The 24,123-nt window shown below is 63.0% G+C and carries 16 protein-coding genes; 3 read left to right on the forward strand and 13 right to left on the reverse strand.

Annotated elements, in window-relative coordinates; all coding sequences use genetic code 11:
- Positions 1–14 precede the first annotated feature (14 nt).
- Complete coding sequence (locus CHB99_RS04315) at positions 15–1,355, forward strand: hemolysin family protein (protein WP_042121585.1); 1,341 nt, start codon at positions 15–17, stop codon at positions 1,353–1,355.
- Between the two features lie 4 nt (positions 1,356–1,359).
- Here the strand turns inward: CHB99_RS04315 and CHB99_RS04320 are convergent, their stop codons facing one another.
- The 9 genes from CHB99_RS04320 to CHB99_RS04360 all read right to left on the reverse strand — a co-directional run bounded on the left by CHB99_RS04320 (position 1,360) and on the right by CHB99_RS04360 (position 19,685).
- Positions 1,360–2,256, reverse strand: a complete 897-nt coding sequence (locus CHB99_RS04320) for a peptidoglycan DD-metalloendopeptidase family protein (protein WP_042121586.1) — start codon at positions 2,254–2,256, stop codon at positions 1,360–1,362.
- 242 nt (positions 2,257–2,498) lie between these two features.
- Positions 2,499–10,049, reverse strand: a complete 7,551-nt coding sequence (locus CHB99_RS30410) for a Tc toxin subunit A-related protein (protein WP_042121587.1) — start codon at positions 10,047–10,049, stop codon at positions 2,499–2,501.
- A gap of 225 nt (positions 10,050–10,274) precedes the next feature.
- Positions 10,275–11,171 (reverse strand): response regulator, encoded by an 897-nt coding sequence (locus CHB99_RS04330; protein WP_042121588.1) that lies wholly within the window; start codon positions 11,169–11,171, stop codon positions 10,275–10,277.
- A 166-nt stretch (positions 11,172–11,337) separates the two neighbouring features.
- Positions 11,338–12,093, reverse strand: coding sequence for a phosphate signaling complex protein PhoU (phoU, locus tag CHB99_RS04335; protein ID WP_042121589.1), 756 nt, complete (start codon positions 12,091–12,093; stop codon positions 11,338–11,340).
- Positions 12,094–12,199: 106 nt separating this feature from the next.
- The gene (gene pstB / locus CHB99_RS04340) at positions 12,200–13,033 is read right to left on the reverse strand and encodes a phosphate ABC transporter ATP-binding protein PstB (RefSeq protein WP_042121590.1); all 834 of its coding nucleotides are present in this window, start codon (positions 13,031–13,033) and stop codon (positions 12,200–12,202) included.
- Positions 13,034–13,118: 85 nt separating this feature from the next.
- Positions 13,119–14,789, reverse strand: a complete 1,671-nt coding sequence (gene pstA / locus CHB99_RS04345) for a phosphate ABC transporter permease PstA (protein ID WP_042121591.1) — start codon at positions 14,787–14,789, stop codon at positions 13,119–13,121.
- An 18-nt stretch (positions 14,790–14,807) separates the two neighbouring features.
- On the reverse strand, positions 14,808–17,096 hold the full coding sequence (locus tag CHB99_RS04350) for an ABC transporter permease subunit (RefSeq protein WP_042121592.1): 2,289 nt from the start codon (positions 17,094–17,096) through the stop codon (positions 14,808–14,810).
- A gap of 137 nt (positions 17,097–17,233) precedes the next feature.
- On the reverse strand, positions 17,234–18,232 hold the full coding sequence (locus CHB99_RS04355) for a phosphate ABC transporter substrate-binding protein PstS (RefSeq protein ID WP_042121593.1): 999 nt from the start codon (positions 18,230–18,232) through the stop codon (positions 17,234–17,236).
- Between the two features lie 163 nt (positions 18,233–18,395).
- Complete coding sequence (locus tag CHB99_RS04360) at positions 18,396–19,685, reverse strand: MFS transporter (protein WP_042121594.1); 1,290 nt, start codon at positions 19,683–19,685, stop codon at positions 18,396–18,398.
- 349 nt (positions 19,686–20,034) lie between these two features.
- Here CHB99_RS04360 and CHB99_RS04365 point away from each other — a divergent pair, with 349 nt between their 5' ends.
- A complete protein-coding gene (locus CHB99_RS04365) occupies positions 20,035–20,436 on the forward strand; it encodes an acyl-CoA thioesterase (RefSeq protein WP_009402429.1) in 402 nt (133 codons plus the stop codon).
- 70 nt (positions 20,437–20,506) lie between these two features.
- Positions 20,507–21,403 carry a D-hexose-6-phosphate mutarotase gene (locus tag CHB99_RS04370; RefSeq protein WP_042121595.1) on the forward strand — a complete coding sequence of 299 codons (897 nt, stop codon included), beginning with the start codon at positions 20,507–20,509 and terminating at the stop codon, positions 21,401–21,403.
- 25 nt (positions 21,404–21,428) lie between these two features.
- On the opposite strand, the gene CHB99_RS04375 is transcribed toward CHB99_RS04370, so the two are convergent.
- The 4 genes from CHB99_RS04375 to purE form a co-directional block, all read right to left on the reverse strand.
- Entirely contained in the window at positions 21,429–21,962 is a 534-nt protein-coding gene (locus tag CHB99_RS04375; protein ID WP_042121596.1) for a DUF3299 domain-containing protein, read from the reverse strand.
- Between the two features lie 50 nt (positions 21,963–22,012).
- A complete protein-coding gene (locus CHB99_RS04380) occupies positions 22,013–22,258 on the reverse strand; it encodes a GlsB/YeaQ/YmgE family stress response membrane protein (protein ID WP_042121597.1) in 246 nt (81 codons plus the stop codon).
- Between the two features lie 89 nt (positions 22,259–22,347).
- On the reverse strand, positions 22,348–23,430 hold the full coding sequence (locus CHB99_RS04385) for a 5-(carboxyamino)imidazole ribonucleotide synthase (RefSeq protein WP_042121598.1): 1,083 nt from the start codon (positions 23,428–23,430) through the stop codon (positions 22,348–22,350).
- A gap of 10 nt (positions 23,431–23,440) precedes the next feature.
- Complete coding sequence (gene purE, locus CHB99_RS04390; protein WP_042121599.1) at positions 23,441–23,932, reverse strand: 5-(carboxyamino)imidazole ribonucleotide mutase; 492 nt, start codon at positions 23,930–23,932, stop codon at positions 23,441–23,443.
- Between the last annotated feature and the right edge of the window lie 191 nt (positions 23,933–24,123).

Genomic DNA, 24,123 nt, shown 5'->3' on the forward strand with positions numbered 1-24,123 from the left:
CGTAAAACCCCATCATGGATCCCTCCTCCAGTATCAGCCTCACCTCCCTTTTCGCCGATTTCGGCATGATTCTCTTCGCCCTGCTCCTGGTTCTGCTCAACGGCTTCTTCGTTGCCGCCGAGTTCGCCATGGTCAAGCTGCGCTCGACCCGGGTCGAGTCGATCGCCGAGCAGCACGGCTGGCGCGGCAGCATCCTGCGCACCGTACACAGTCAGCTGGATGCCTATCTCTCCGCCTGCCAGCTGGGTATCACCCTGGCCTCGCTGGGCCTGGGCTGGGTCGGTGAACCGGCCTTCGCCCACCTGCTCGAACCGCTGCTGGCCGCGGTCGGCGTGCAGTCGCCGGAAATCATCAAGGCCATTTCGTTCTTCAGCGCCTTCTTCGTGATTTCCTACCTGCACATCGTGGTCGGCGAACTGGCGCCCAAGTCCTGGGCGATCCGCAAGCCGGAACTGCTGTCGCTGTGGACCGCCGTGCCGCTGTACCTGTTCTACTGGCTGATGTACCCGGCCATCTACCTGCTCAACGCCAGCGCCAACGCCATCCTGCGCATCGCCGGCCAGGGCGAGCCGGGGCCGCACCACGAACACCATTACAGCCGCGAGGAACTCAAGCTGATCCTCCACTCCAGCCGCGGCCAGGACCCCAGCGACCAGGGCATGCGCGTGCTGGCCTCGGCGGTGGAAATGGGCGAACTGGAAGTGGTCGACTGGGCCAACTCCCGCGAAGACATGATCAGCCTCGACGTCAATGCGCCGTTGAAGGAAATCCTGGCCATGTTCCGCCGCCACAAGTTCAGCCGCTACCCGGTGTACGACGCCGAACGCGGCGAGTTCGTCGGCCTGCTGCACATCAAGGACCTGCTGCTGGAGCTGGCGGCCCTCGACCATGTACCGGAGTCGTTCAACCTGGTTGAGCTGACCCGCCCACTGGAGCGCGTGTCCCGGCACATGCCGCTGTCGCAGTTGCTGGAGCAGTTCCGCAAGGGCGGCGCGCACTTCGCCCTGGTCGAGGAAGCCGACGGCAAGGTCATCGGCTACCTGACCATGGAAGACGTACTGGAAGTGCTGGTCGGCGATATCCAGGACGAACACCGCAAGACCGAACGCGGCATCCTCGCCTACCAGCCGGGCAAGCTGCTGGTGCGCGGCGATACGCCGCTGTTCAAGGTCGAACGCCTGCTTGGCATCGACCTCGACCATATCGAGGCGGAAACCCTCGCCGGCCTGGTCTACGAGACCCTCAAGCGGGTTCCGGAAGAAGAAGAAGTGCTGGAGGTCGAAGGCCTGCGCATCATCATCAAGAAGATGAAAGGACCGAAGATCGTCCTGGCCAAGGTGCTCAAGCTCGATTGAGTCGCTAGGGGTTGCCGGCGGTGAAGTTCGGCAAGCCGCCGATGGACTGGTTGAACTGGTAGGGGATCGACTCCACCGCCAGCCCGACATTGCGCTGCACCACGAAATGCAGGTGCGGCGCGGTGCTCCTGCCGGTATTGCCGGAGCGCGCCAGCGGCGTGCCATAGGCCACCTGCTGGCCCTCGCGGACCACCACCGAACCGCGCATCAGGTGCAGGTACACGCCCATGGTGCCGTCGTTGTGCATGACCCTGACGAAATTGCCCGACGGCTGGGTGCCCCGACCGCTCTGTTGGTTTTCCACCTTGACCACCACCCCGGCCCGCGCGGCAATGATCGGCGTGCCTTCGGGCATGGCGATATCCATGGCGTAGCGGCCTTTCGGCCCGTAATGACTGAAGCGACCGTTGGGCCCCTGGGTCAGGCGGAACGGCCCGCCGCGCCAGGGCAGCGGGTAACGGTAGGCCTGGGGACGCAGCGCGGGATCGCCGAGAGCGGTGCGGAAGGTTTCCCGGTAGGTGACTTTCTGCCCCGGGCGCAGCGTGCTGAGGCCGGTCAGCGCCACCGTGGCCCGCGGTGCGATCACCCGGCGCACCACCCGCGGGCCGCTTTCGCGGGCGTTGCCCAGGCGTTCCAGGCGCAGTTCCACTTCCACCGGTGCGTACAGCTCGTTGTACACGGAGAAATGCACGCCTTCGGCATGCGGGGTTACCTGGAGGTGTACCTGGCTGTCGAGCTTTTCCTCCATGCGATCGCGGAACACGAAGGGCCGCGACCCGGCCATTGGCCGGTCGGAGTAGGTCACCACGCCATAGGCGTCGCGACTCTGGTAGATGGTCATCGCCAGCGCCGGTCCGGTGGAAAGAAGCAGTACGCAGAACAGCAGCAGGCGGGATGGCATGACGGGCGACCTTCTGGCGATGTCGTTGTCCTGGAACGGTCAGCCATCGCGGGCTGACCGTCGCAACGGACCGACTCGCGAAGAGGTTCCAGCAGGGGTATGCCGTCGAAGCCTAGCAGCGCATTGTCACGCTGGAAGCCGGGGAAATGGCTTGAGAAGGTTGCAACCGATCGACGGTGGCAATTTGCCGCCAAACGGCCACTGTCGACCTGGAAACCCAGGCCAACAGCGGCCGTCAGTGTCTATTTCTTCGGCAACAGTGACCTCACGGCCTCACGGAACTCATCGCCGCCATCGACAGCGGTGTAATCAAGGTGGACCACGATGTCTTTCACTTTCCATTTTTCGCCATCCTTCAGTGCCGGATTGACGCTGGCCCCCCCGGGGAATGACAGCTCCCATCTGGAAATGGCCCCGGTACCTTCGAACGGCAGGTAGCGCGCCTCGTCGAACAGCGTGCGATGAATGATCTGGTCGCGCACCATCTCACCGGTGGACCAGACGACGATCTGCTGGTTGGTGCGCAGGTCGCAGACGAGGTTTTCCTCCGTGCCTTCCTTGCTTTTGTACAAGCGCTTCGCCCCTTCGATATCGGGCTTGAGCAGCAGGGTATTGCCAGTCTGGGTCAGCATGGCCGCCACCGGCTCGGCAGCAGGGCCGTTCTCGAGCGTCATCGAGACGGACAGCGAGACGATCCTGCGCAGGAAATGCCCAGGGAAGTCGAGGTCGAAGTCCTGGGCCAGAAGCGCGAAGAGCAGCTTGCCGTCGACCAACCCCTTGTGCAGGTCCGCTTCTTTCAACTTTCCGCACTTCACCAGCGAAATGTCCTTGCGGATATGCATGCCGCGCTCGTTGGCGACGACCCTCCGGGCATCCATCTCCAGCAGGTCCCGCTGCAGCGATTCCCCGGCCAGCATGCCGCGCCAGTTGTCGCGCCAGGCGCCGGTCCTGATGAAGCGCTGGGTGAAGTCGCCAAGCTCGTATTGCAGGCTCGCCTGCGCGGTCAGGCACAACGACAGCACCGCGTCATAGGCCTTCGCGTAGATCTGCGACAGTTGTCCGATCATCCAGGTGTAGGTCGGCACAATGGCGAACCCCGAGACCATCAGGTCGTACTCCTCGCGCTGGGCCTGCTGCTGGGCACGGGCCTCCTCCAGGGCGATCTGCGTGGCGCGGATCTGCACCTCCTGCTCCGCCAGTTGCTTGTCGAAGACCTTCAGTTCCAGCTGCGCCTGATCCACTTCGAACTGCCATTCGATGCGGCGCAGCTCATAGTCAGCCTGAGTACGCAGCTCGTCCTGCACCAGTTCCGAGATCTGCGCCGCGGCACGCAGGCCGAGCGCGGTCTTGGCCATCGGTGAAGAAGGCTTCGAACCACCAAAGGCCATGCCATAGATGGTCGGGATGGTATCGGTGATACCGGCGGCATGTTCGAACGGCACCGCCAGCGCCAGCAGGGATTGCGCGACATAGCCGGCAGCACTGGCCGCATGTTCGAGGTCAAGGATTCCCTCGTCCACCCGCTCCTTGTAGTGATCCAGGCGGTGCTGCGTCTGTTGCCTGCTGGCGAGCAAGGTATCCTTGCCGCGCCGGGCGGCCTCCACGGCCTCCGTCTGCAGCCGGCAGGTGAATTCCGAGAGCAGTATGAGGTTGGCCTTGCTCGCCACATTCAGGCTTTCATCGGCCTCACGCTCGTAGACGTGCATCAGCTCGCGCCCCAGCCCGATCAGCTGAACGACCGCGGCGTCGGCACGCTCACGGACTTCCCTGTAGCGATAAGGTGGAACCTGCAATGGCGCTTTCTGCCCGGCGACGCCGCCCAGCAGGAAGCCGCCATGGCCGAAACCATCCTGCGACTCATCCTCCCCGTACAACGACAGCGGCACCCGCTTGCCATCCAGGGTCAGCCCATGACGCAGATTGTGCAGACGGTTGCGCAGCAGGTTGCGCAACTGAACCAGCGACGTGTTGAGCGGCACACTCAAATCGGAGGTGGTCGCCCTTTGCAGGGTGATGGGTTCGCCAGGAGCAGTGGAAAACAGCTCGGGCAGCACCCCGATCAGGCGCAGGGCCTTCTCGTAGCACATGGAAGCCGCCGCCAGGCTGCCCGGGGTGAACTGACGATAGAGGTCGTCGCCCTCCCGGCGCCAGCTTTCCACGACGAAGCGGTGCAGGGCCTGGCGATAGCACTCGGGGCGCGAGTAAGCCAGCAGGTCGGGATCGTCGACGCCAACCGTCGTCTGCAGCGCGCCACGATCCAGCAGCGGCTGGCTGAGCCAGAACGCCGGTTGTCCGGTCACGTCGTCGTTCGCCGTCCGGTAGGGATCGAACAGATAGCGCGTGCACCAATGCCATGCCTGGTGATACTGGCGGGTTTCCCGCAGGCGCCAGGCCACCAGGAACGGCACATGGAAGAACAGCTCCCAGAAATACAGGCCATTGGCGCCACGGAAATCGACGGTACCGCCCTCGCTGCCCGCCTCCATCGGCGGCTCCGGCAACGACTGTGCGTGCCATGACAGGGCCATGTCGACGGACTGCGTCGCCAGCGCCACCAGTTGCTTGCCGAACAGGGTGTTGAGGCGGAGGCTCTGCACCGCCAGCCTGTCTTTTTCCTCGGCCTTCTGGTTGGCCTCTTTCAGATCCAGGTACAGCGCCTGCTGGCCATTGCGCCGGATCTGTACGCTGGGTACCGCATCGTCGAGCTTGTCCTCCAGCTTGTAGACACGGGTCAGGGTCGCCAGGGTCTTGCCGTCCATATTCGGGTCGGAAACCGTCAGTTTGAACGTGTAGAGCGGGATATCCCGACTGACCGGACAGAGGCAACTGGTGCGGCTATCGCCATCGGTGATCAGAACGTCCTCCCAGGACATCTCGTGCTTCGGATCAATTTTCAGCAAAATGCGCATGCATTCCTGGGGGTACAGGTGGCGCAAACGGACGGCCGCCTCCGCGGTCAGCTTGTCACCCAGGTCGATCTGTTCTGCGGTCACTGCCGCAGTTTCCTCCAGTATGAAGAAATCGACCACATCCTGGCGGTTCAGGCCTCGTGCACTATCGATGGCATCGGCAATGGAGCGTCGCCTATCGGTACCGCTGTCGGGCGGCAACTGAAGGCGTTCGTTGTAGATCTGCTGCGTGGTGTAGCGGGTCGTCCACAGTACTTTCTTGAGGGCGGCGAAGGCATCCGGCTTGTCCTTCGACCAGGCCTCCAGTGTGTCGAGCTTAAAGCGTTTGAGCAGCGATTTATCGTCTGTCGACAGCGTCCAGGTCGCGTTATTCGCCGCCGCCAATGTGGCCGTCAGCACCATTGCGAGATTGGCTTCGCCCGCTCGAAAACGAGAGCTAGCCTTCAGGCCGGGTTCGAACCATGGAAGGTCACCCACCCCCGAGCCGAGCCGGGACTCTACGTGGATATGCAGATCCAGCCCTGACAGGACAATGCCTTTCTTGGCGCTAGCCTGAGTACTCCATGTTTTTCCACCCTCGTGGAAATCGATCCTGGCGGAGAAGGCCTTTGCCCCGGTTCTCGCGCAGTTGCCAGTGAAATACACGCAGAAGTAGCGATCCAGATTGGTACTCTGCGAAGTCACAGACAACGTCAGGGTCACCTGCTCTTCGTCAAGCTTGTTTGCCTCGATTTCCAGATCGAACAGCGGACCGTTCGCCGCAACCTTGACAGACGTGAAGTGCCACATGTCCTGGCGGGCACTCCATTCGCTGTCCATTTCAACGGATACATCAATGGCCTGCTGATCGCTGCTCAGTGCCCCGTTCAGCACAACATCGCCCTTCTTCGTCACGTCATAAACGGCTGCAAGCTTGGTATCCGTCGCTTCATCGCCCCATTTGAACGCCTTGGACTTTGCACTTTCTTCCTTGAGATCGATGAGTGCACCGACATAGGGGTGCTGCACCACCCGCGGATCACGGAAGAACTTCAGCCAGTTTTTCACCAGCTGGGTTTCGATCGGACGCTTGTCCTTGTCTTGTGCGTCCAGGTCCTTTTCTTCGATCAGCAGCAGGTCGCGCACGACAATGAAATAGTCTTCGTTTCGCTTCCACTTGGCTTTCTTGCTTTCTCCAGTGAAGTTGCTTTCTGCCGCATCGAACAGCAACACGGTCAGCCACGGATCGTTGAAGCGGTCACCGGTACTGTTCACCATCACCGTCAGGCCGGGCTCGAAATCCATGGTTTTCAGGTAAGCATTGCCTGTTGCGGTGCCGTTGGCGCCGACACCTGGAACGGACTCGCGCGTCCCGACGAACTTGCCGTTCGCATCATGCCCATCCAGGCACAGCAATTCGTTGGGCGGTGCCCACGAACCATCGGTCTGCTGGAAGGCGAAACACACGCGCAGCGGATAGTACGGACTGGCCTTGTTGTCGCTGCCCATCGCGATCGCCGTGGCGTCGCGTTCGACCCAGACGACATAGCGACGCCCGGCAATGATCACGGGGCGGATCAGTTCGATGCGAGTGCGAGTGTCTTCATCCTCCTTGGGAGTGTCTTCATCTTCCTTGGAAGTGTCTTCATCTTCCGTGGAAGTGTCTTCACTCACCTTGGGCGTGCCTTCACCCTCCTTGGGCGTATCTTCGCCCTCCTTGGAAGTGTCTTCACCCACCTTGGGCAAGTGGGTGGTGGCGATCCCACCGTTGACCGCCAGCGAGATCTTCTGCCATTCGCCCCACGCCAGCATGCTCGGCGCGTTGTCCTGGTCGCGCCGGGACAGGTCCAGGGTGCGCCAGTAGTATTCCACCGGTTCGACATTGGTCTTGCCGATGAAGTGGTAGGTATCAGCCAGTGGCAGGGTGCCATCGGCATAGACCGAAATGGGCTGGATGTTGCTGACCTTCTCGAAGCTGCTGAGGTAGCCGAGCATCGCGGTCTGAATGTCTTCGGTCTGACGCTTGCCCTGAGCCAGCAGGTTCTCCAGTTCCTTGAACGCCTCGGTGCGACGCTGGCGACGGGTCGGGTCGATGAAGTTCTGTGGCTCGTTGTGCAGCTCCCGGCGGGTACGCCAGCTCTCGTAGCGACTGGCGAAGTTGACCCAGTCGTCGCGCTCCTGCATCGGGATGGCGACGTACTCGTAGCCAGGCTCCAGACGCGCGTGCAACTGATGCAGGTAGCGCTGCAGGCTGGTGATGGCCGACGCCACGCGCGTCGTCACCGGCTCATGGGACACCTCGACATCGACCAGCAGGTAATCGGCCAGGTCCTGACGACTTTCGATGCCGACCAGGGTCTTGTTACCCGGCAGCCAGTGAGCCACCAGCCATTGCAGCAAGGCCTCGCGCCAGATGCCTCCCAGTTCGTTGTCGATCAGTTTGCGCTCGCTGGCCGAACAGCCCTTGCGCAGCGCGACCGCACAACACTGAAAGGCTGCGTAGTCCGTGCTGTCCTTGAGCTCGCCCATCTCGATCAGGGCATCGACCGACACGCCACTCCTGGCGGCCAGGTCGAGCTGACGCAGCAGGCGCTCCAGGTCGCGCACCGTGGCCGGTGGTTGAACCAGCGCGATATTGACGAGGCTCTCCACGGGCAGGCCAAGCAAGGTCGCCAGTCTGCTCCAGGCGTCGCTTGCCTCGACTGCGTCGTCGCCGTTCATGTCGTGGAAATACTCGAGCAGGTCACCTTCCTTGGTGCTGCTGGGAAGAACCCCCAGGATCGTCTTGTAACGGGTGAGCTGATGCAGTGTGGTCAAGTCCAGATCTCGCAGCGCAGAAGCCTCGGCGCCTTGAAGATTGAACCAGGCCGGATTGGCGACGAGTTCTTCCAGGGTCGTGACCTCGATGCCAAGCACTTTCACTACCGCGGCATGGCGCTCCAGCCGGGCCCAGCACTCGGCATCGTCGGCAGTGAAGCACGGGCCTGGTCTCATGCCTTGCTTGATCTTGCCGTGGATAATATTCAATCGCTTGCGAAAGCCGGAAACATCCCTCCCGATCCAGCTCAACAACGGCAGGACGAAGCTGTCATGGTCGAGTCCAAGCGCCTTGTGCAGAACGGCGCGACAACAGCTTTCGTCGTCCCCCTCGGCGGTAACCGCCTCGGAGGTGAACGCCTCGATCCACGTCTGGCGGACCAGCGGAACCTGCGGATTGAGCACCAGGAATACCTGCTCGACGGTCATCTTCTGGCGTTTCAGCCATTCGATGGTGTTCATCACACCGGCCAGCACATCGACGATGTCCGCCTCACCGGCCGGCAGGAGGGTGGGTTTTCCGGCGAGCTGGGTTTCGTAGGCCGGTTTCTCCCGCATCAGGATGCTCAGCACGAGCATGCCGTCGGTGGCCGACATACCGAACAGGCGCGGCAGGGCAATCATCCGGTAGCAGGCGGACACCACCGCCAGCGAACGGCTCGGCTTCGCCAGCCCCTGGGCCTTGAGCACCCACGCCAGAACGGTACGCAGCAGCGCCTCGTCCACCTTGAACGCGACACACAGCTGCTTGAGGGTCAGCGCATCCTTGCCGTCCTTGGCATTGGGGTCGAATTCGCTGTCGTCCAGGAGCAGCACAGGTTCTGAGTCATCCCGCTCAACAATGTCGCCAGGGTTGAACAGCCTGTCGTAGAACGACTCGCTGCGACCGATGCCGTAGGGCGAAATCTCATCGAGGAAGGCGACGTACTGGTAGGGTTTGACGCCGTACTTCTGCTGCAGATGGCGGAACAGGCCGAGCGCCCGCAGCGTGTTTTCACTCAGCGCATAGTCTTCTTCGGGTTCGTCCGGCACCTCCTGCGGCAACAGGACATCAAGCATGTCCGGCTCGATGCCTTCACCTCGTTCTTGCGCCCAGTGCGCGGCCATGACCAGTGCATCGGTTTCATCGGCGCTCAGTTCCAGCGCCCGCTGCAAGCGCACCATGCGCTGCAGGCGATCCAGATGGCCGGCGGTGAGGCCTTCGATCTTCACGGTTTTCAGCGCCGGATCCGGCCGGCTGAGGTACAGGGGGGTGTCGCCATTATTGATGAACGCGGCGCCGTGCATGTCGCTGGAGGCATCCGCCACGTCCTCACTGGTCACGTAGTCGCTGAGCACCACCGACGTTTTCCCTTCGCCGATAGCCTGCACGGCGAGCAGGCGGCGCAATTCCTTGCGCGTTACGCCCAGGGCCTTGCACAGCCCCTGGGTGGTGCTCAGGGTTTCCAGTGCATTGCTGTCCTTGAGATGGAAGCTGCTTTCATACAGGGCTGCATCAGAGGCATGTTCAGCCAGCAACAAACCGCGCAGTTCTGGGGAAAAACCGCTGCTCAGCGTGGTAGCTGCACGCAAGGCCGCCGAGGTGATGTGGTCGAAGGTGAAGTTCGGGTACTCGACATCCGCCGTGCGTACCACGTCCCAGATCGACAGGCGCTTTTTCTCCAGAGTCGTCTTGATCGACTCCCACGCGTAATGAAACGGCAACTCGACCGGGTAGGTCGCACTGGCGAGGGTTTGCTGCAGCGAAGCATCCTTGGGCCGCTTCTCGCGAACCCGGTCCTCCAGCAGCTCGATCACCAGGCGCTGGGCGGGCAACGTATTCTTCAGGTTCTTGTCATCCAGACTCATGCGCAGCAGATCGGGACGCCGCTGCGCCAGCAGGTTGGCCTCGCTGGTCTCGGCGCGATCTTCGAAAGCGTCGATACGCGCTTTCAGATCGATCAGGTACGCCAGCGGGCTGATGTTCGCGAGCGGCGCATCGGTGGCGCAACGCTGCGCCTGGTCGTCCTGGAACAGGCTGGTGTAGGTGGCGTTGTCCTTGCTGATGACGGGCGTGGCAGGGGTGGTCTGGTTCGCGAGATCGTTCATCGTCCGATTCCTTGCAAACGAATACGAAGCGGCACACGCACGGGCGTCCCGCCGTTTCCACTCGGGCTCGAAGTGGGCACGGGAACGTTAGATCAGGGGGGGCAAGCGCACACCTGACAAAAATATCAGTGGGTTCGCTGGCGAAGGAGGCGGGAGGGGTGCAGACGGCCCTTTCCGGGCACCCTGGCAAAACCAGTGCGTACCCGGATGCCGACGAACGGCCGATCAGGCGCCCGGGATGTACTGCTTCTGCGCGGTGCCGCGGGCGATCAGGCGCGACAGGTAGTCGAGTTTCTGCGCGTCCTGGTCGACGAAACGGAAAGTCAGTTGCAGCCAGTCGCTGTCCGGCTTCGGCTCCAGCGCCGCGACCGAATGCAGGTAGCCGTTGAGACGGGCCACTTCCGACTGCTCGCCCTGCTCCAGGTCAAGCACGGCGCCTTCCAGCACCTGCGGCAGCGCCTCGCTGCGACGGACCACCAGCGAGGCCTCCTTCAGCGTCAGGGCCTTGATGATGCACGGCTGGTTGCCGCTGGACAGGCGCAACTGGCCCTGGCCACGGCCCGTCGGTGTGGCGGGCTGGGTCGGTACCGGCGGGGCGTTGAGCAGCGGCTTGGCGGCGGGCGCGGCGGCCGGCGCGCTGGGCGCCGCGGGCTTGGCACCGCCGGTCAGGGCCGACAGGGAATCGTTTGCGAAGCCGGTCGAGGAACGCGCCGGACCACCCGCCATCGCCGCCTCCAGTTTGCCGACCTTGGCCAGGGCTTTCTTCACCTTGGTCAGCAACTGTTCGTTGGTGAACGGCTTGCCGACATAGTCCGAAACGCCGGCCTGGATCGCCTGGACCACGTTTTCCTTGTCGCCACGGCTGGTCACCATGATGAACGGCAGGGCCTTGAGCGCGTCCTGCTGACGGCACCAGGTGAGCAACTCGAGACCGGACATCTCCGGCATCTCCCAGTCGCACAGGACCATGTCGAAGACGTCCTTGGTCATCAGGGTCTGGGCCTTGCGCCCGTTGACCGCATCTTCGATGACCATACCGGGGAAATAGTTACGCAGGCATTTCTTTACCAGGTCGCGGATGAACGGCGCATCATCCACAACCAGCACACTGACTTTACTCATCGCCACTCCTTCCTGATCCCGACTAGCATAACGTTGACTGATGGCCATTTGCCAAAACTTCGGTCACGCCGGGACACAACAACAGATTCGTTCGCGGGTGCCTTCTATTGCGCTGCCGCAAACGAAAACGCCCGGCCAAGGCCGGGCGTCAGTTCTCGGGGCAACCTTATTTATCGTCAGATTCGCCCGGAACATTAGGCACTTCGGCGCCTTGCACTTCTTCTTTCATGCGCTTGAGGCCGAGGTGACGCACGTCGGTGCCGCGCACCAGGTAGATCACCAGCTCGGAGATGTTGCGCGCGTGGTCGCCGATCCGCTCCAGCGAACGCAGGGCCCAGATGACGCTGAGGACCCGCGAGATCGAACGCGGGTCTTCCATCATGTAGGTCACCAGCTCGCGCAGGGCGGTCTTGTACTCGCGGTCGATGGTCTTGTCGTACTGAGCCACGGACAGCGCCAGGTCGGCGTCGAAGCGAGCGAAGGCGTCCAGCGCGTCGCGGACCATATTGCGTACCTGGTCACCGATGTGACGAACCTCGACGTAGCCGCGCGGCGACTCGCCCTCCTCGCACAGCTGGATGGCACGGCGGGCGATCTTGGTCGACTCGTCGCCGATACGCTCCAGGTCGATCACCGACTTGGAGATGCTGATGATCAGGCGCAGGTCGGACGCGGCAGGCTGGCGACGGGCCAGGATGCGCACGCATTCCTCGTCGATGTTGCGCTCCATCTGGTTGATCTGCTCGTCGACCTCGCGCACCTGCTGGGCCAGGCCGGAGTCGGCCTCGATCAGCGCGGTGACCGCGTCGTTGACCTGCTTCTCGACCAGGCCGCCCATGGCCAGGAGGTGGCTGCGCACCTCTTCGAGTTCGGCGTTGAACTGCTGGGAGATGTGATGGGTGAGGCTGTCTTTATCGATCATGCTTTCGCTCCGCGAAGCTGCCGGCTCCAAGCCGCAGGCTTCAAGTCATTCGTGTCTGTCCCGGGCACCGCCTGCTCGCCGCTCGTGGCTGCGCTTGCGCCAGTTCCTAGCCGTAGCGACCGGTGATGTAGTCTTCGGTCTGCTTCTTGGCCGGGTTGGTGAACAGGGTATCGGTGTCGCCGAACTCGACCAGTTTGCCCATGTACATGAACGCGGTGTAGTCGGAGACGCGCGCCGCCTGCTGCATGTTGTGGGTCACGATGACGATGGTGTACTTGGATTTCAGCTCGTAGATCAGCTCTTCGACCTTCAGGGTCGAGATCGGGTCGAGTGCCGAGCACGGTTCGTCGAGGAGCAGGACTTCCGGCTCGACGGCGATGGTGCGGGCGATGACCAGACGCTGCTGCTGGCCACCGGACAGGCCCAGTGCCGAGTCGTGCAGACGGTCTTTGACTTCGTCCCACAGGGCCGCGCCCTTCAGGGCCCACTCGACGGCTTCGTCGAGCACGCGCTTCTTGTTGATGCCCTGGATACGCAGGCCGTAGACCACGTTTTCATAGATGGTCTTGGGGAACGGGTTGGGCTTCTGGAACACCATGCCGACGCGGCGGCGCAGTTCGGCAACGTCTTCGCCCTTGCGATAGATGTTGTTGCCGTACAGGTTGATCGCGCCCTCGACGCGGCAGCCGTCGACCAGGTCGTTCATGCGGTTGAAGGTCCGCAGCAGGGTCGACTTGCCGCAGCCGGACGGGCCGATGAAGGCGGTCACGCGCTGTTTCGGGATGTTCATGCCGACGTCGAACAGGGCTTGTTTGTCGCCGTAGAACAGGCTCAGGCCAGGCACTTCGATGGCCACGGTTTCTTCGGCCAGGCGCAGACTCTGTTTGTCGCGACCCAGGGCCGACATGTCGATGCCGTGGGCGTGGGATTCATGCTGCATGGTCAGACTCCATACGCTATCAATTTCGTTTCATCGCACCGCCCGGCGCTGGGGCACGGGCGGCAATCGCAAAAGGGGGTGTCGATCAGCTGTCCAGCGCTTTGTACTTCTCGCGCAGGTGGTTACGGATCCAGACCGCCGAAAGGTTCAGGGTGGCGATCACCAGGACCAGCAGCAGCGCGGTGGCGTAGACCAGCGGACGGGCAGCCTCGACGTTCGGGCTCTGGAAGCCGACGTCATAGATGTGGAAGCCCAGGTGCATGATCTTCTGATCCAGGTGCAGGTACGGGTAGTTGCCATCCACCGGCAGCGAAGGCGCCAGTTTCACCACACCCACCAGCATCAGCGGCGCCACCTCACCGGCGGCACGGGCCACCGCGAGGATCATGCCGGTCATCATCGCCGGACTGGCCATCGGCAGGACGATCTTCCACAGGGTCTCGGCCTTGGTCGCGCCCAGGGCCAGCGAACCCTCGCGCACGGTCCGCGGAATCCGCGCCAGGCCTTCCTCGGTGGCGACGATCACCACCGGCACCGCCAGCAGCGCCAGGGTCAGCGAAGCCCAGAGCAGACCCGGGGTACCCAGGGTCGGCGCCGGCAGCGCTTCGGGGAAGAACAGACGGTCGAGCGAGCCACCCAGCACGTAGACGAAGAAGCCCAGGCCGAACACGCCGTAGACGATCGCCGGCACGCCGGCCAGGTTGTTCACCGCGATGCGGATCAGACGGGTCACCGGGCCCTGGCGGGCATACTCGCGCAGATAGACTGCGGCCAGCACGCCAAACGGGGTCACGATCACGGCCATGATCAGGGTCATCATCACGGTACCGAAAATGGCCGGGAAGATACCGCCTTCGGTGTTGGCTTCACGCGGGTCGTCGCTGAGGAATTCCCAGACCTTGGCGAAGTACACGCCCAGCTTGGTGAACAGACCCATGCCGTTAGGCTGGTAGGCATGCACGACCTTGCTCAGGTTGATCTCGACTTCGCGGCCGTTGCCGTCACGGGCGACCAGGGCATCGCGAGCGAAGTCCTGGTGCAGGCTGCCCAGACGCTCTTCGATGGCCTTGTAGCGGTTGTTCAGCTCGGCACGCTCGGCTTCGATATCGGCCTGGGCGGCGGCATCCAGCTTGCCTTCCAGTTCCAGCTTGCGGCTGTGCAGACGCAAGCGTTCGAGGCCATGGTTGATGGCGCCGATATCCTTTTTCTCGAGGCTCTGCAGGTCGCCGGCCAGTTTCTCGGAGCGGGCCAGACGGCTTTGCAGCTCGTTCCAGGCGGCCGCGCCTTCGGCGACCACCTTGCCGTTTTCCTTGACGCCGACCAGGTAGCCGTAGAAGTTGCCCCACTCGCGACGTTCCAGGGCGATCAGATCGGCCGGACGCTGCTGGTCGACCAGCCACTCACCGACCACCCAGGTGAAGTCGCTGCCGTTCAGGTCACGGTTGCCGATCTTGATCAGCTCGCGAGTCATGAACTCCGGGCCGTCGTCCGGTACCGGCAGGCCGGCACCTTTCAGACGCGCGCGTGGCACTTCTTCCTTCTGCACCACCTCGCCGACCACTACGTGGCTGGGCTGGCCAGGCACGTTGTAGCTGGCCTGGACCAGGTCAGCGGGCCAGAAGTGACCCAGGCCGCGGACGGCGATTACGGCGAGCAGGCCGATGGTCATGATGACCGCGATGGCGACCGAGCCACCGCTGATCCAGACGCCCGGGGCGCCGCTCTTGAACCAGCTGTTGAGGGAATCCTTTTTCACGGATCTCTACCTTCTCTATCAAAGCGACGAGTATTTCTTGCGCAGACGCTGGCGAATCAGCTCGGCCAAGGTGTTCATGATGAACGTGAACATCAGGAGCACCAGCGCGGCAAGGAACAGGACGCGGTAATGGCTGCCGCCGACTTCCGACTCGGGCATTTCCACCGCGACGTTGGCCGCCAGGGTGCGCATGCCTTCGAACAGGTTCAGCTCCATGACTGGCGTGTTGCCGGTGGCCATCAGCACGATCATGGTTTCACCCACGGCACGGCCCATACCGATCATCAGCGCCGAGAAGATGCCCGGGCTGGCGGTCAGGATGACCACGCGGGTCAGGGTCTGCCATGGCGTGGCGCCCAGCGCCAGCGAACCCAGGGTCAGGCTGCGCGGCACGCTGAACACGGCGTCCTCGGCGATCGAGTAGATGTTCGGAATGACCGCGAAGCCCATGGCGATACCCACTACCAGGGCGTTGCGCTGGTCGTAGGTGATGCCCAGGTCGTTGGTGATCCACAGGCGCATGTCGCCGCCGAAGAACCAGGTTTCCAGGAACGGACTCATGTACAGGGCGAACCAGCCGGTGACGAGGATCACCGGGATCAGGATCGCGGCTTCCCAGCCATCCGGTACACGCAGGCGGATCGATTCCGGCAGGCGGCTCCAGCTGAAGCCGGCGACCAAGATGCCCAGCGGCAGCAACAGCATCAGGCTGAACACGCCCGGCAGGTGGCCTTCGAGGTACGGCGCGAGGAACAGACCGGCGAAGAAGCCGAGAATCACCGTCGGCATCGCCTCCATCAGCTCGATCACCGGCTTGACCTTGCGGCGCATGCCCGGTGCCATGAAGTAGGCGGTGTAGATCGCCGCGGCGATGGCCAGCGGAGCGGCCAGGATCATCGCGTAGAAGGCCGCCTTCAGGGTACCGAAGGTCAGCGGCGACAGGCTCAGCTTGGGCTCGAAGTCGGTGTTCGACGCGGTCGACTGCCAGACGTATTTAGGCTCGTCGTAGTTCTCGTACCAGACCTTGCTCCACAGCGCGCTGAAGGAGACTTCCGGGTGCGGGTTCTTCAGGGTCAGCGGTTGCAGCTTGCCGCCTTCCTCGATGAACACGCGGTTGGCGCGTGGCGACAGGGCCAGCACGCCCGGGCCGTCGACGGCCTGCTCGATCAGCAGGGTGCGGTGCGCGGTGCTGTGGAACACACCGAGCTTGCCGCTGGCGTCCAGGGCGATGAAGCCCTTGCGGCGCTCTTCGGCGTCGATCTGCACGACCGGCGAGTTGCCCATCTTGAAGTCGCGGATGCGCTTCAGGCGTTGCTCGCCATCCGGGTCACGGGCCATGAACCACTGGCTCAGCACACCCTTGGAGTCGCCGATGATCAGCGAAATGCCGCCGACCAGCTGGGCGCTGGCGGTGACTTCCGCCTCGCCGTTTTCGGACAGCTTGTAGCGACCGTTGAGGCTCTTGTCGCGCAGGCTGAACACGTCGGCCTGGGCGCGACCGTTGATGACGTACAGCCACTGCTGACGCGGATCGATGAAGATCTGCTTCACCGGTTCGGTCATCTGCGGCAGGTCGATGCGATTCGACTCGCTGGTGACTTCGCCGGTCATCATGTTTTCCGAACGGCTCAGTTGCAGCACCTGCAGGTGCGCGCCGGCGGAACCGGTGAGCAGCAGGGTGTCGCCGTTGACGTTCAGGCTCACGTGTTCCAGGGCACGCCCCTCATCGTCCAGGGCGATGGGCTCCTGGCCGTAAGGGAAGTCGATGGCTGGCGTGATGGTTTTCTTGTTGTCCGGGTAGGTGATCTTGTAGGTGTGGTGGAACACCAGCACCTGACCATTGGACAGGCCCAGCACGATCAGCGGGCTACCCGGCTGGTCGGCACCGATCGACGTCACCTGGACGCCAGCCGGCAAGGGCAGATCGACGCGCTTGATCTCGGCGCCGGTCTTGGTATCGAAGAACAGGGCCTGGCCCTTGTCGGAAACCCGCATGCCGACCAGGTTCTGCTCTTCCAGGGCGATCATCAGCGGCTTGCCCGCGTCCTGCTGCAGCCAGGTCGGCTCCAGGGCCTTCTTGCTGGTCAGGCTCGCACCCTGGAACAGCGGCACGACCACATAGGCCAGGTAGAAGAAGATCAGGGTGATCGCCGCCAGCACGGCAAGCCCGCCTACCAGTACATACCAGCGGGTCAGGCGATCCTTGAGCGCGCGAATGCGGCGCTTGCGTTGCAGTTCGGGCGTATTGAAATCAATCCGCACGGGGGGAGAATTTTGGGTCATTGTGGAGTTGGCCAGATCATTCATGCGCACACCCTAGCGGTCCCGTATGACAGAAACATGACAATGCAGTGACGCAAAAAAGCCCGCCGCTCAGGTCTCCTGGCAGCGGACTGGGAATTTGCAGCGGGGCCCGGCATCCTCCGAGCCCCGCCTGGTCACACTTAGTTCTTCGCTACACCGGCGTTGTGGGTCAGACCCAGGTCAGCCAGGGCTTTCTCAGCCACTTTGGCTGGCAGCGGGATGTAACCGTCCTTCACGACCACTTGCTGACCGGCCTGCGACAGGACCAGCTTCACGAACTCGGCTTCCAGCGGGGCCAGAGGCTTGTTCGGGGCCTTGTTGACGTAGACGTACAGGAAGCGCGACAGCGGGTAGGTGCCGTTCAGGGCGTTGGCTTCGTTGTCTTCAACGAACTCGCCGCCTTCTTTCTTGGCCAGGGCTACGGTCTTGACGCTGGCGGTCTTGTAACCGATACCCGAGTAGCCGATACCGTTCAGCGAGGAGCTGATCGACTGAACAACGGAAGCCGAACCTGGCTGTTCGTTGACGTTAGGCTTGAAGTCGCCTTTGCACAGGGCTTCTTCCTTGAAGTAGCCGTAGGTGCCCGATACCGAGTTACGGCCGAACAGCTGGACTGGCTTGTTGGCCAGGTCGCCGGTCACGCCCAGGTCGCCCCAGGTCTTGACGTCGGCTTTGCCACCGCACAGGCGGGTGGAGGAGAAGATTGCATCGACCTGGGCCATGGTCAGGCCTTTGATCGGGTTGTCCTTGTGGACGAAGACAGCCAGGGCGTCAACGGCAACCGGGATGGCAGTCGGCTTGTAGCCGTACTTCTGCTCGAACGCCTGCAGCTCGACGTCCTTCATCTTGCGGCTCATCGGGCCGAGGTTGGCGGTGCCTTCGGTCAGCGCGGGTGGCGCGGTGGAGGAACCGGCGGCCTGAATCTGGATGTTGACGTTCGGGTATTCCTTCTTGTACGCCTCAGCCCACAGCGTCATCAGGTTGGCCAGGGTATCGGAACCAACGCTGGAGAGGTTGCCCGACACACCGGTGGTCTTGGTGTAGGTCGGAATAGCTGGGTCAACAGCGGCAACCGCATTGGCGGTGGCAACGCCAGCGGCGACAAAGGTCAGGGCCGCCATCAAACGCTTCAGTTTCATGCCTTGCTCCTAGCAGGAATTCGGGGGTGAGATGGATCGGGCCCAAGTATCTGCAGGCCGCATGACCAATCTATGACCTCAATGTGACAATTAGATGAAAGGCCATCACTCGCGAGAGGGATGGCCTTTACCAATTATTTCCAGGTGCCGGAATAGAGGGGCGTCAGCGTTTGGTCGCCAGCAGGTAGAGACCAACGACCAGACCAATGGTACAGATCCCCGCCACATACAACGCCGGCGCCATCGGACTGAACTTGAGCAGCGCAGTCACCACCATCGGGGTCAGGCCGCCAAAAATGGCGTAGGCAACGTTGTAGGAGAACGACAGGCCGCTGAAGCGCACCACTGGCGGGAACGCGCGCACCATGACGTAGGGCACGGCACCGACGATGCCGACGCACAGGCCAGTCAGGGCGTACAGCGGGAACAGCAGGTCCTTGTGGTCGGCAAGGGTGTGATAGAAGGTCCACGACGTGACCAGCAGCGCCAGGCTACCGCCGACGAACACGCGGCCCGCGCCGAAGCGATCGACCAGCTTGCCGGCGCCGACGCACCCCAGGGTCAGCAGCACGATGGCCAGGCTGTTGGCCTGCAGGGCCACGGTCGGGGTGAAGCCGTAGACGGTCTGCAGCACGGTCGGGGTCATCAGGATGACCACGATGATGCCGGCGGACAGCAGCCAGGTCAGCAGCATCGACAGCACGATGGCTCCACGGTGATCACGCAGCACCGCGCGCAGCGGCACTTCCTCGGCCAACGCCTTGCGCTGCTGCAGTTCGGCGAACACCGGGGTTTCGTGCAGCCAGCGACGCAGGTACACCGAGAACAGACCGAACACGCCGCCCAGCAGGAACGGGATTCGCCAGGCGTAGTCGGCGACTTCCTCGGGGCTGTAGAGGCTGTTGATCAGGGTCGCCACCAGCGAGCCGAGGAGGATGCCCGCGGTCAGGCCGGCGGTCAGCGTGCCGCAGGCAAAACCGGTGTTGCGTGCGGGGACGTGCTCGGACACGAAGACCCAGGCCCCCGGCACCTCGCCACCGATCGCCGCGCCCTGGATCACCCGCATCAGCAGGAGCAGGATCGGCGCGGCCATGCCGATCTGCGCGTAGGTCGGCAGCAGGCCCATGATCAGGGTCGGCACGGCCATCATGAAGATGCTCAGGGTGAACATCTTCTTGCGCCCCAGCAGGTCGCCGAAGTGAGCCATGACGATCCCCCCCAGCGGCCGCGCCAGGTAACCCGCGGCGAAGATCCCGAAGGTCTGCATCAGGCGCAGCCACTCCGGCATGTCCGCCGGGAAGAACAACTTGCCGACCACGGTGGCGAAGAACACGAAAATGATGAAATCGTAGAATTCCAGCGCACCACCGAGAGCGGACAGCGACAGGGTCTTGTAGTCGTTGCGGGTCAGCGGCCGTGCCGGCTGTTCGAGGCTGGAGGGAACCGATGTCATTGAGGCTTCTCTTATTGGAAGGTCCAGGCCTGGCAGCAAGGGTGGCAAACGGCCTGTAGGAACCCCGAACGATAACAAATTGTCCGAAAGCGACACAGATCTACATATTCCGCGCAGATAATCGTGGCTGCACGGTCGTCGGTGTCTGCGAGGCTCTATATACTGGCCTCTCGTAGATACCGGTTGAGTCAAAGGTGGGATATTGTGCGAAAACGCTGCCAAGTATGCTTGGTCGGTTTCGCAGAGTTTCCCTGCGCCGCCTTTCGAAGCGAACAGAGTGTGCTGAATCGCTTTTTGCGGCGTTACTGCGTCAACCAACGAAGCGTCACGGGTCAGAGGCACCCCCGGCATGATTGAACTCGAACAAGAAGATCCGATCCCGCAAGGCGACCTGGCCTTGCAGATCACCGCACTTCCCCGCGAAACCAACGGTTTCGGCGATATCTTCGGCGGCTGGCTGGTCGCCCAGATGGACCTGGCGGGCACCGCCATGGCCAGCCGCGTCGCTGGCGGCCGGGTCGCCACCGTGGCGATCGATCGCATGGCCTTCCTCGTCCCGGTAGCGGTCGGTGCGCAATTGTCCTTCTATACCCAGACCCTGGAAATCGGCCGCAGCTCGATCCAGATGATGGTCGAGGTGTGGAGCGACGATCCGCTGTCCAGCGAATGGCGCAAGGTCACCGAAGCAGTCTTCGTCTTCGTCGCCATCGACGGCAGTGGCCGCACCCGCTCGGTACCGCCTCGTCGCTGAGCCGGGTGCGCGGTAAACTCGTTGAATCGCGAAAGGTCCAACCCTTACGTCACTTCATCGAGATCAGCGCATGTCCACACCCAAGGTCGAATCGGAACAACACGGCGAACTCAACTGCTGGCGTATCACCAGCGACCACGCCGAGCTGCTGGTGGCCCAGCAGGGTGCGCAGGTGCTGAGCTACCAGCGACTGGGCGAACCACCCCTCCTCTGGCTGAGCGACCAGGCCCTGTTCAACCACGGCAAGTCGGTGCGCGCCGGCGTACCGGTGTGCTGGCCATGGTTCGGCAACCTGCAGCGCAACCCGGAAGCTATCCGCAAACAGTTCAAGGGCAGCGAAGCACCGGCCCATGGCCTGGTGCGCGGGCGTGACTGGCAGCTTCTGGGCATCGACAGCAGCGGCGATGCCGTGCAGTTGTCGTTCACCCTCCCGGAAACCCAGGGCGACCTGCCCGGCTGGCCACATCAGGTCGAGCTGACCCTCGATATCCGCATGGGCGAGCACCTGAGCCTGGACCTCACCAGCCGCAACCAGGGCAATGATCACGTCACCCTGAGCCAGGCACTGCACAGCTATTTCGCGGTCAGCGACGTACGCTCGGTCAGCGTCGAGGACGTAAAGGGACGCGACTATATCGAGACCCTGGCGGACTGGGAGCAGCGCAGCCAAGCCGCCGACCTGACCTTCAGCGGCGAGACCGACCGCATCTATCTGGATACCCCTGCCGAACTGGCCATCGTCGATCCGGCGTGGAATCGACGCATTCGCATAGCCTCCCGCGGTTCACGCAGCGCGGTGATCTGGAACCCCTGGGTCGCACGGGCCGCCGAGTTGCCGGACATGGCCGACGATGGCTGGCAACGCATGCTGTGCATCGAGACGGCGAATGTCTGGGACGACATCGTGGAGCTGGCACCGGGGGCCAGCCATACCCTGGGCCTGACCCTGTCCAGCGAGCGAATCTGAGAAAAGCGACGCGGACCTTGTGGTGTTACAGGTCCGCGTCTTCCACCACCCGCACGTTCGCCGCGTCCAGCGCGTAGGCGGCATCAGCCATGTCGTTGTTGACCTTCTCGATCTTCAGCGTGCCGCTGACCCACAGGGGCGTGTAGATATCCGCCAGCTTCACCCCCTTGGGATAGCGCACCAGCACCAGCTGGTTCGGCGGCGGCGGCGGTACGTGGATGCACGCACCCGGATAGGGAACCAGGAAGAACAGCGTGCTGTTGCCCTTGCCATCGGCTTCGAGGGGCACTGGATAGCCACCAAGACGGATCGACTTGCCGTTCATCCCAGCCACGGTATGCGTCGAGTACATCACCGCCGGCAGGCCTTTGCTCTGCTTGAGGCCGCCCTTGGCGTCGAAGGTGCCCATGGCTTCCGGGGAGTTGTGGTCGATTTCCGGCATCGCTTCCAGCGCTTTCTGATCCGACTTGGGCATCAGCTCCAGCCAGTCGGTCTCAGGCAGTTCGGCCCGGGCGAGAGTGCTGCACAGCAGCAGGGGAATGAGGAATAACGCACGCATGAAAAATGCTCGGCAACCGTAAGAAAGTTGCCGAGCATTCTATCGTGCCGTCAGCTTTTTTTGATCAGGCCGTAGATCACCAGCAGGATGATCGCGCCCACCAGCGCCCCGAGGAAACCGGCCACCTGGCCCGCCTGATAGATACCCAGGGCCTGGCCGCCGTAAGTCGCCGCCAGCGAGCCGCCGATACCCAGCAGGATGGTCATGATCCAGCCCATGCTGTCGTCGCCGGGCTTGAGAAAGCGCGCCAGCAGACCGACGATCAGGCCGATGAAGATGGTTCCGATGATACCCATGGCAATCCCTCTGATGATGAACACCACCAAAGCCTAGTCAGCGCTTTGGCGTCCTGCCATCAGAGGGTTGCCGGCGGGAGAGGTTCAGCTCAACCCGCGATCAGGGCTTCGACCTGCTGGATCTTCTGCTCCAGGGTGGCCGTGTCGGCGCAGCGCAGCGTGGCGTGACCGACCTTGCGCCCGACCTTGAAGGCCTTGCCGTAGTGGTGCAGATGGCAGTCATCGATGGCGACGACCTTATCCACCGCAGGCACTTCACCGATGAAGTTGAGCATGGCGCTTTCGCCGACCTTGCGCGTCGAGCCCAGCGGCAGGCCGGCCACGGCACGCAGATGGTTCTCGAACTGGCTGCACTCGGCACCTTCGATGGTCCAGTGCCCGGAGTTGTGCACACGCGGGGCGATTTCGTTGGCTTTCAGGCCGCCATCGACTTCGAAGAACTCGAACGCCAGGACACCGACGTAATCCAGCTTTTCCAGGACCCGTCCGGCGTAATCCTCAGCCAGCGCCTGCAGCGGATGCTCGCTGCTCGCCACCGACAGACGCAGGATGCCGCTCTCGTGGGTGTTGTGCACCAGCGGGTAGAAGCGGGTTTCGCCATCACGGGCGCGTACGGCGACCAGTGAGACTTCGCCGCTGAACGGCACGAAACCTTCCAGCAGGCAGGGCACGCTGCCCAGCTCGGCGAAGGTATCGACCACGTCGGCCTGGCTGCGCAGGACTTTCTGGCCCTTGCCGTCGTAACCCAGGGTGCGGGTCTTCAGCACCGCCGGCAGGCCGATGCTGGCCACGGCGTTGTCCAGGTCGGCTTGCGACTGGATATCGGCGAAGGCCGGGGTAGGAATGCCCAGGTCCTTGAACATGCTCTTTTCGAACCAGCGATCACGAGCGATGCGCAAGGCCTCCGCGCTCGGGTAGACCGGCACGAACTGCGAAAGGAAGGCCACGGTCTCGGCCGGCACGCTTTCGAACTCGAAGGTCACCAGGTCGACTTCGTCGGCCAGCTGGCGCAGATGGTTCTGGTCGCCGTAATCGGCGCGCAGATGCTCGCCCAGCGGGGCCGCGCAAGCGTCCGGAGCCGGATCGAGGAAGGCGAAATTCATGCCCAGCGGAGTGCCCGCCAGGGCCAGCATGCGGCCGAGCTGGCCACCACCGATTACACCGATCTTCATGCGAGTGACCTCAGGCCTGACGCGGGTCTGGATTGTCCAGAACGCTGTCTGTCTGCTCTGTGCGGAACTGCTTCAGCACGGTGTGGAACTGCGGGTGCTTGGCGCCGAGGATGCTCGCCGAGAGCAGCGCGGCGTTGATCGCACCGGCCTTGCCGATCGCCAGGGTCGCCACCGGAATACCGGCCGGCATCTGCACGATGGACAGCAGCGAGTCGACGCCGGACAGCATCGACGACTGCACCGGAACGCCCAGCACCGGCAGGTGGGTCTTGGCGGCACACATGCCCGGCAGGTGCGCAGCGCCGCCGGCGCCGGCGATGATCACCTCGATGCCGCGGCCTTCGGCCTCTTCGGCGTACTGGAACAGCAGGTCCGGTGTCCGGTGGGCGGAAACCACCTTCACTTCGTAGGGAATGCCGAGTTTTTCCAGCATATCGGCGGTGTGGCTAAGGGTGGACCAATCGGACTTGGAGCCCATGATCACGCCAACCAGTGCACTCATCGTCGAGCCTCTCCTGTAAGCGCCTTGCGGCGCACCAAAAGCAACGAGCCACGCAGGTAGACCGGCGTGGCTCGTCATAAGATTCTGAATCGACCGACCCGGTCGAAGGCGCGGGATTATAGCGCAGTCGGGGGCAACGCGCCCAGCCCCGTTGGTAAGGCGAACGCGAACCCCGCTGAGAGGCTTCCAGA

It is taken from the genome of Pseudomonas japonica, assembly GCF_900188455.1.
Taxonomy (GTDB): domain Bacteria; phylum Pseudomonadota; class Gammaproteobacteria; order Pseudomonadales; family Pseudomonadaceae; genus Aquipseudomonas; species Aquipseudomonas japonica.

Coding starts and splice junctions, on each gene's coding strand:
- purE (WP_042121599.1), bottom strand. CDS start 23,932: ATGAGTGCACTGGTTGGCGTGATCATGGGCTCCAAGTCCGATTGGTCC.
- CHB99_RS04370 (WP_042121595.1), top strand. CDS start 20,507: ATGTCCACACCCAAGGTCGAATCGGAACAACACGGCGAACTCAACTGC.
- CHB99_RS30410 (WP_042121587.1), bottom strand. CDS start 10,049: ATGAACGATCTCGCGAACCAGACCACCCCTGCCACGCCCGTCATCAGC.
- CHB99_RS04360 (WP_042121594.1), bottom strand. CDS start 19,685: ATGACATCGGTTCCCTCCAGCCTCGAACAGCCGGCACGGCCGCTGACC.
- CHB99_RS04320 (WP_042121586.1), bottom strand. CDS start 2,256: ATGCCATCCCGCCTGCTGCTGTTCTGCGTACTGCTTCTTTCCACCGGA.
- CHB99_RS04355 (WP_042121593.1), bottom strand. CDS start 18,232: ATGAAACTGAAGCGTTTGATGGCGGCCCTGACCTTTGTCGCCGCTGGC.
- phoU (WP_042121589.1), bottom strand. CDS start 12,093: ATGATCGATAAAGACAGCCTCACCCATCACATCTCCCAGCAGTTCAAC.
- CHB99_RS04375 (WP_042121596.1), bottom strand. CDS start 21,962: ATGCGTGCGTTATTCCTCATTCCCCTGCTGCTGTGCAGCACTCTCGCC.
- CHB99_RS04385 (WP_042121598.1), bottom strand. CDS start 23,430: ATGAAGATCGGTGTAATCGGTGGTGGCCAGCTCGGCCGCATGCTGGCC.
- CHB99_RS04365 (WP_009402429.1), top strand. CDS start 20,035: ATGATTGAACTCGAACAAGAAGATCCGATCCCGCAAGGCGACCTGGCC.
- CHB99_RS04350 (WP_042121592.1), bottom strand. CDS start 17,096: ATGAATGATCTGGCCAACTCCACAATGACCCAAAATTCTCCCCCCGTG.
- pstB (WP_042121590.1), bottom strand. CDS start 13,033: ATGCAGCATGAATCCCACGCCCACGGCATCGACATGTCGGCCCTGGGT.
- CHB99_RS04330 (WP_042121588.1), bottom strand. CDS start 11,171: ATGAGTAAAGTCAGTGTGCTGGTTGTGGATGATGCGCCGTTCATCCGC.
- CHB99_RS04315 (WP_042121585.1), top strand. CDS start 15: ATGGATCCCTCCTCCAGTATCAGCCTCACCTCCCTTTTCGCCGATTTC.
- CHB99_RS04380 (WP_042121597.1), bottom strand. CDS start 22,258: ATGGGTATCATCGGAACCATCTTCATCGGCCTGATCGTCGGTCTGCTG.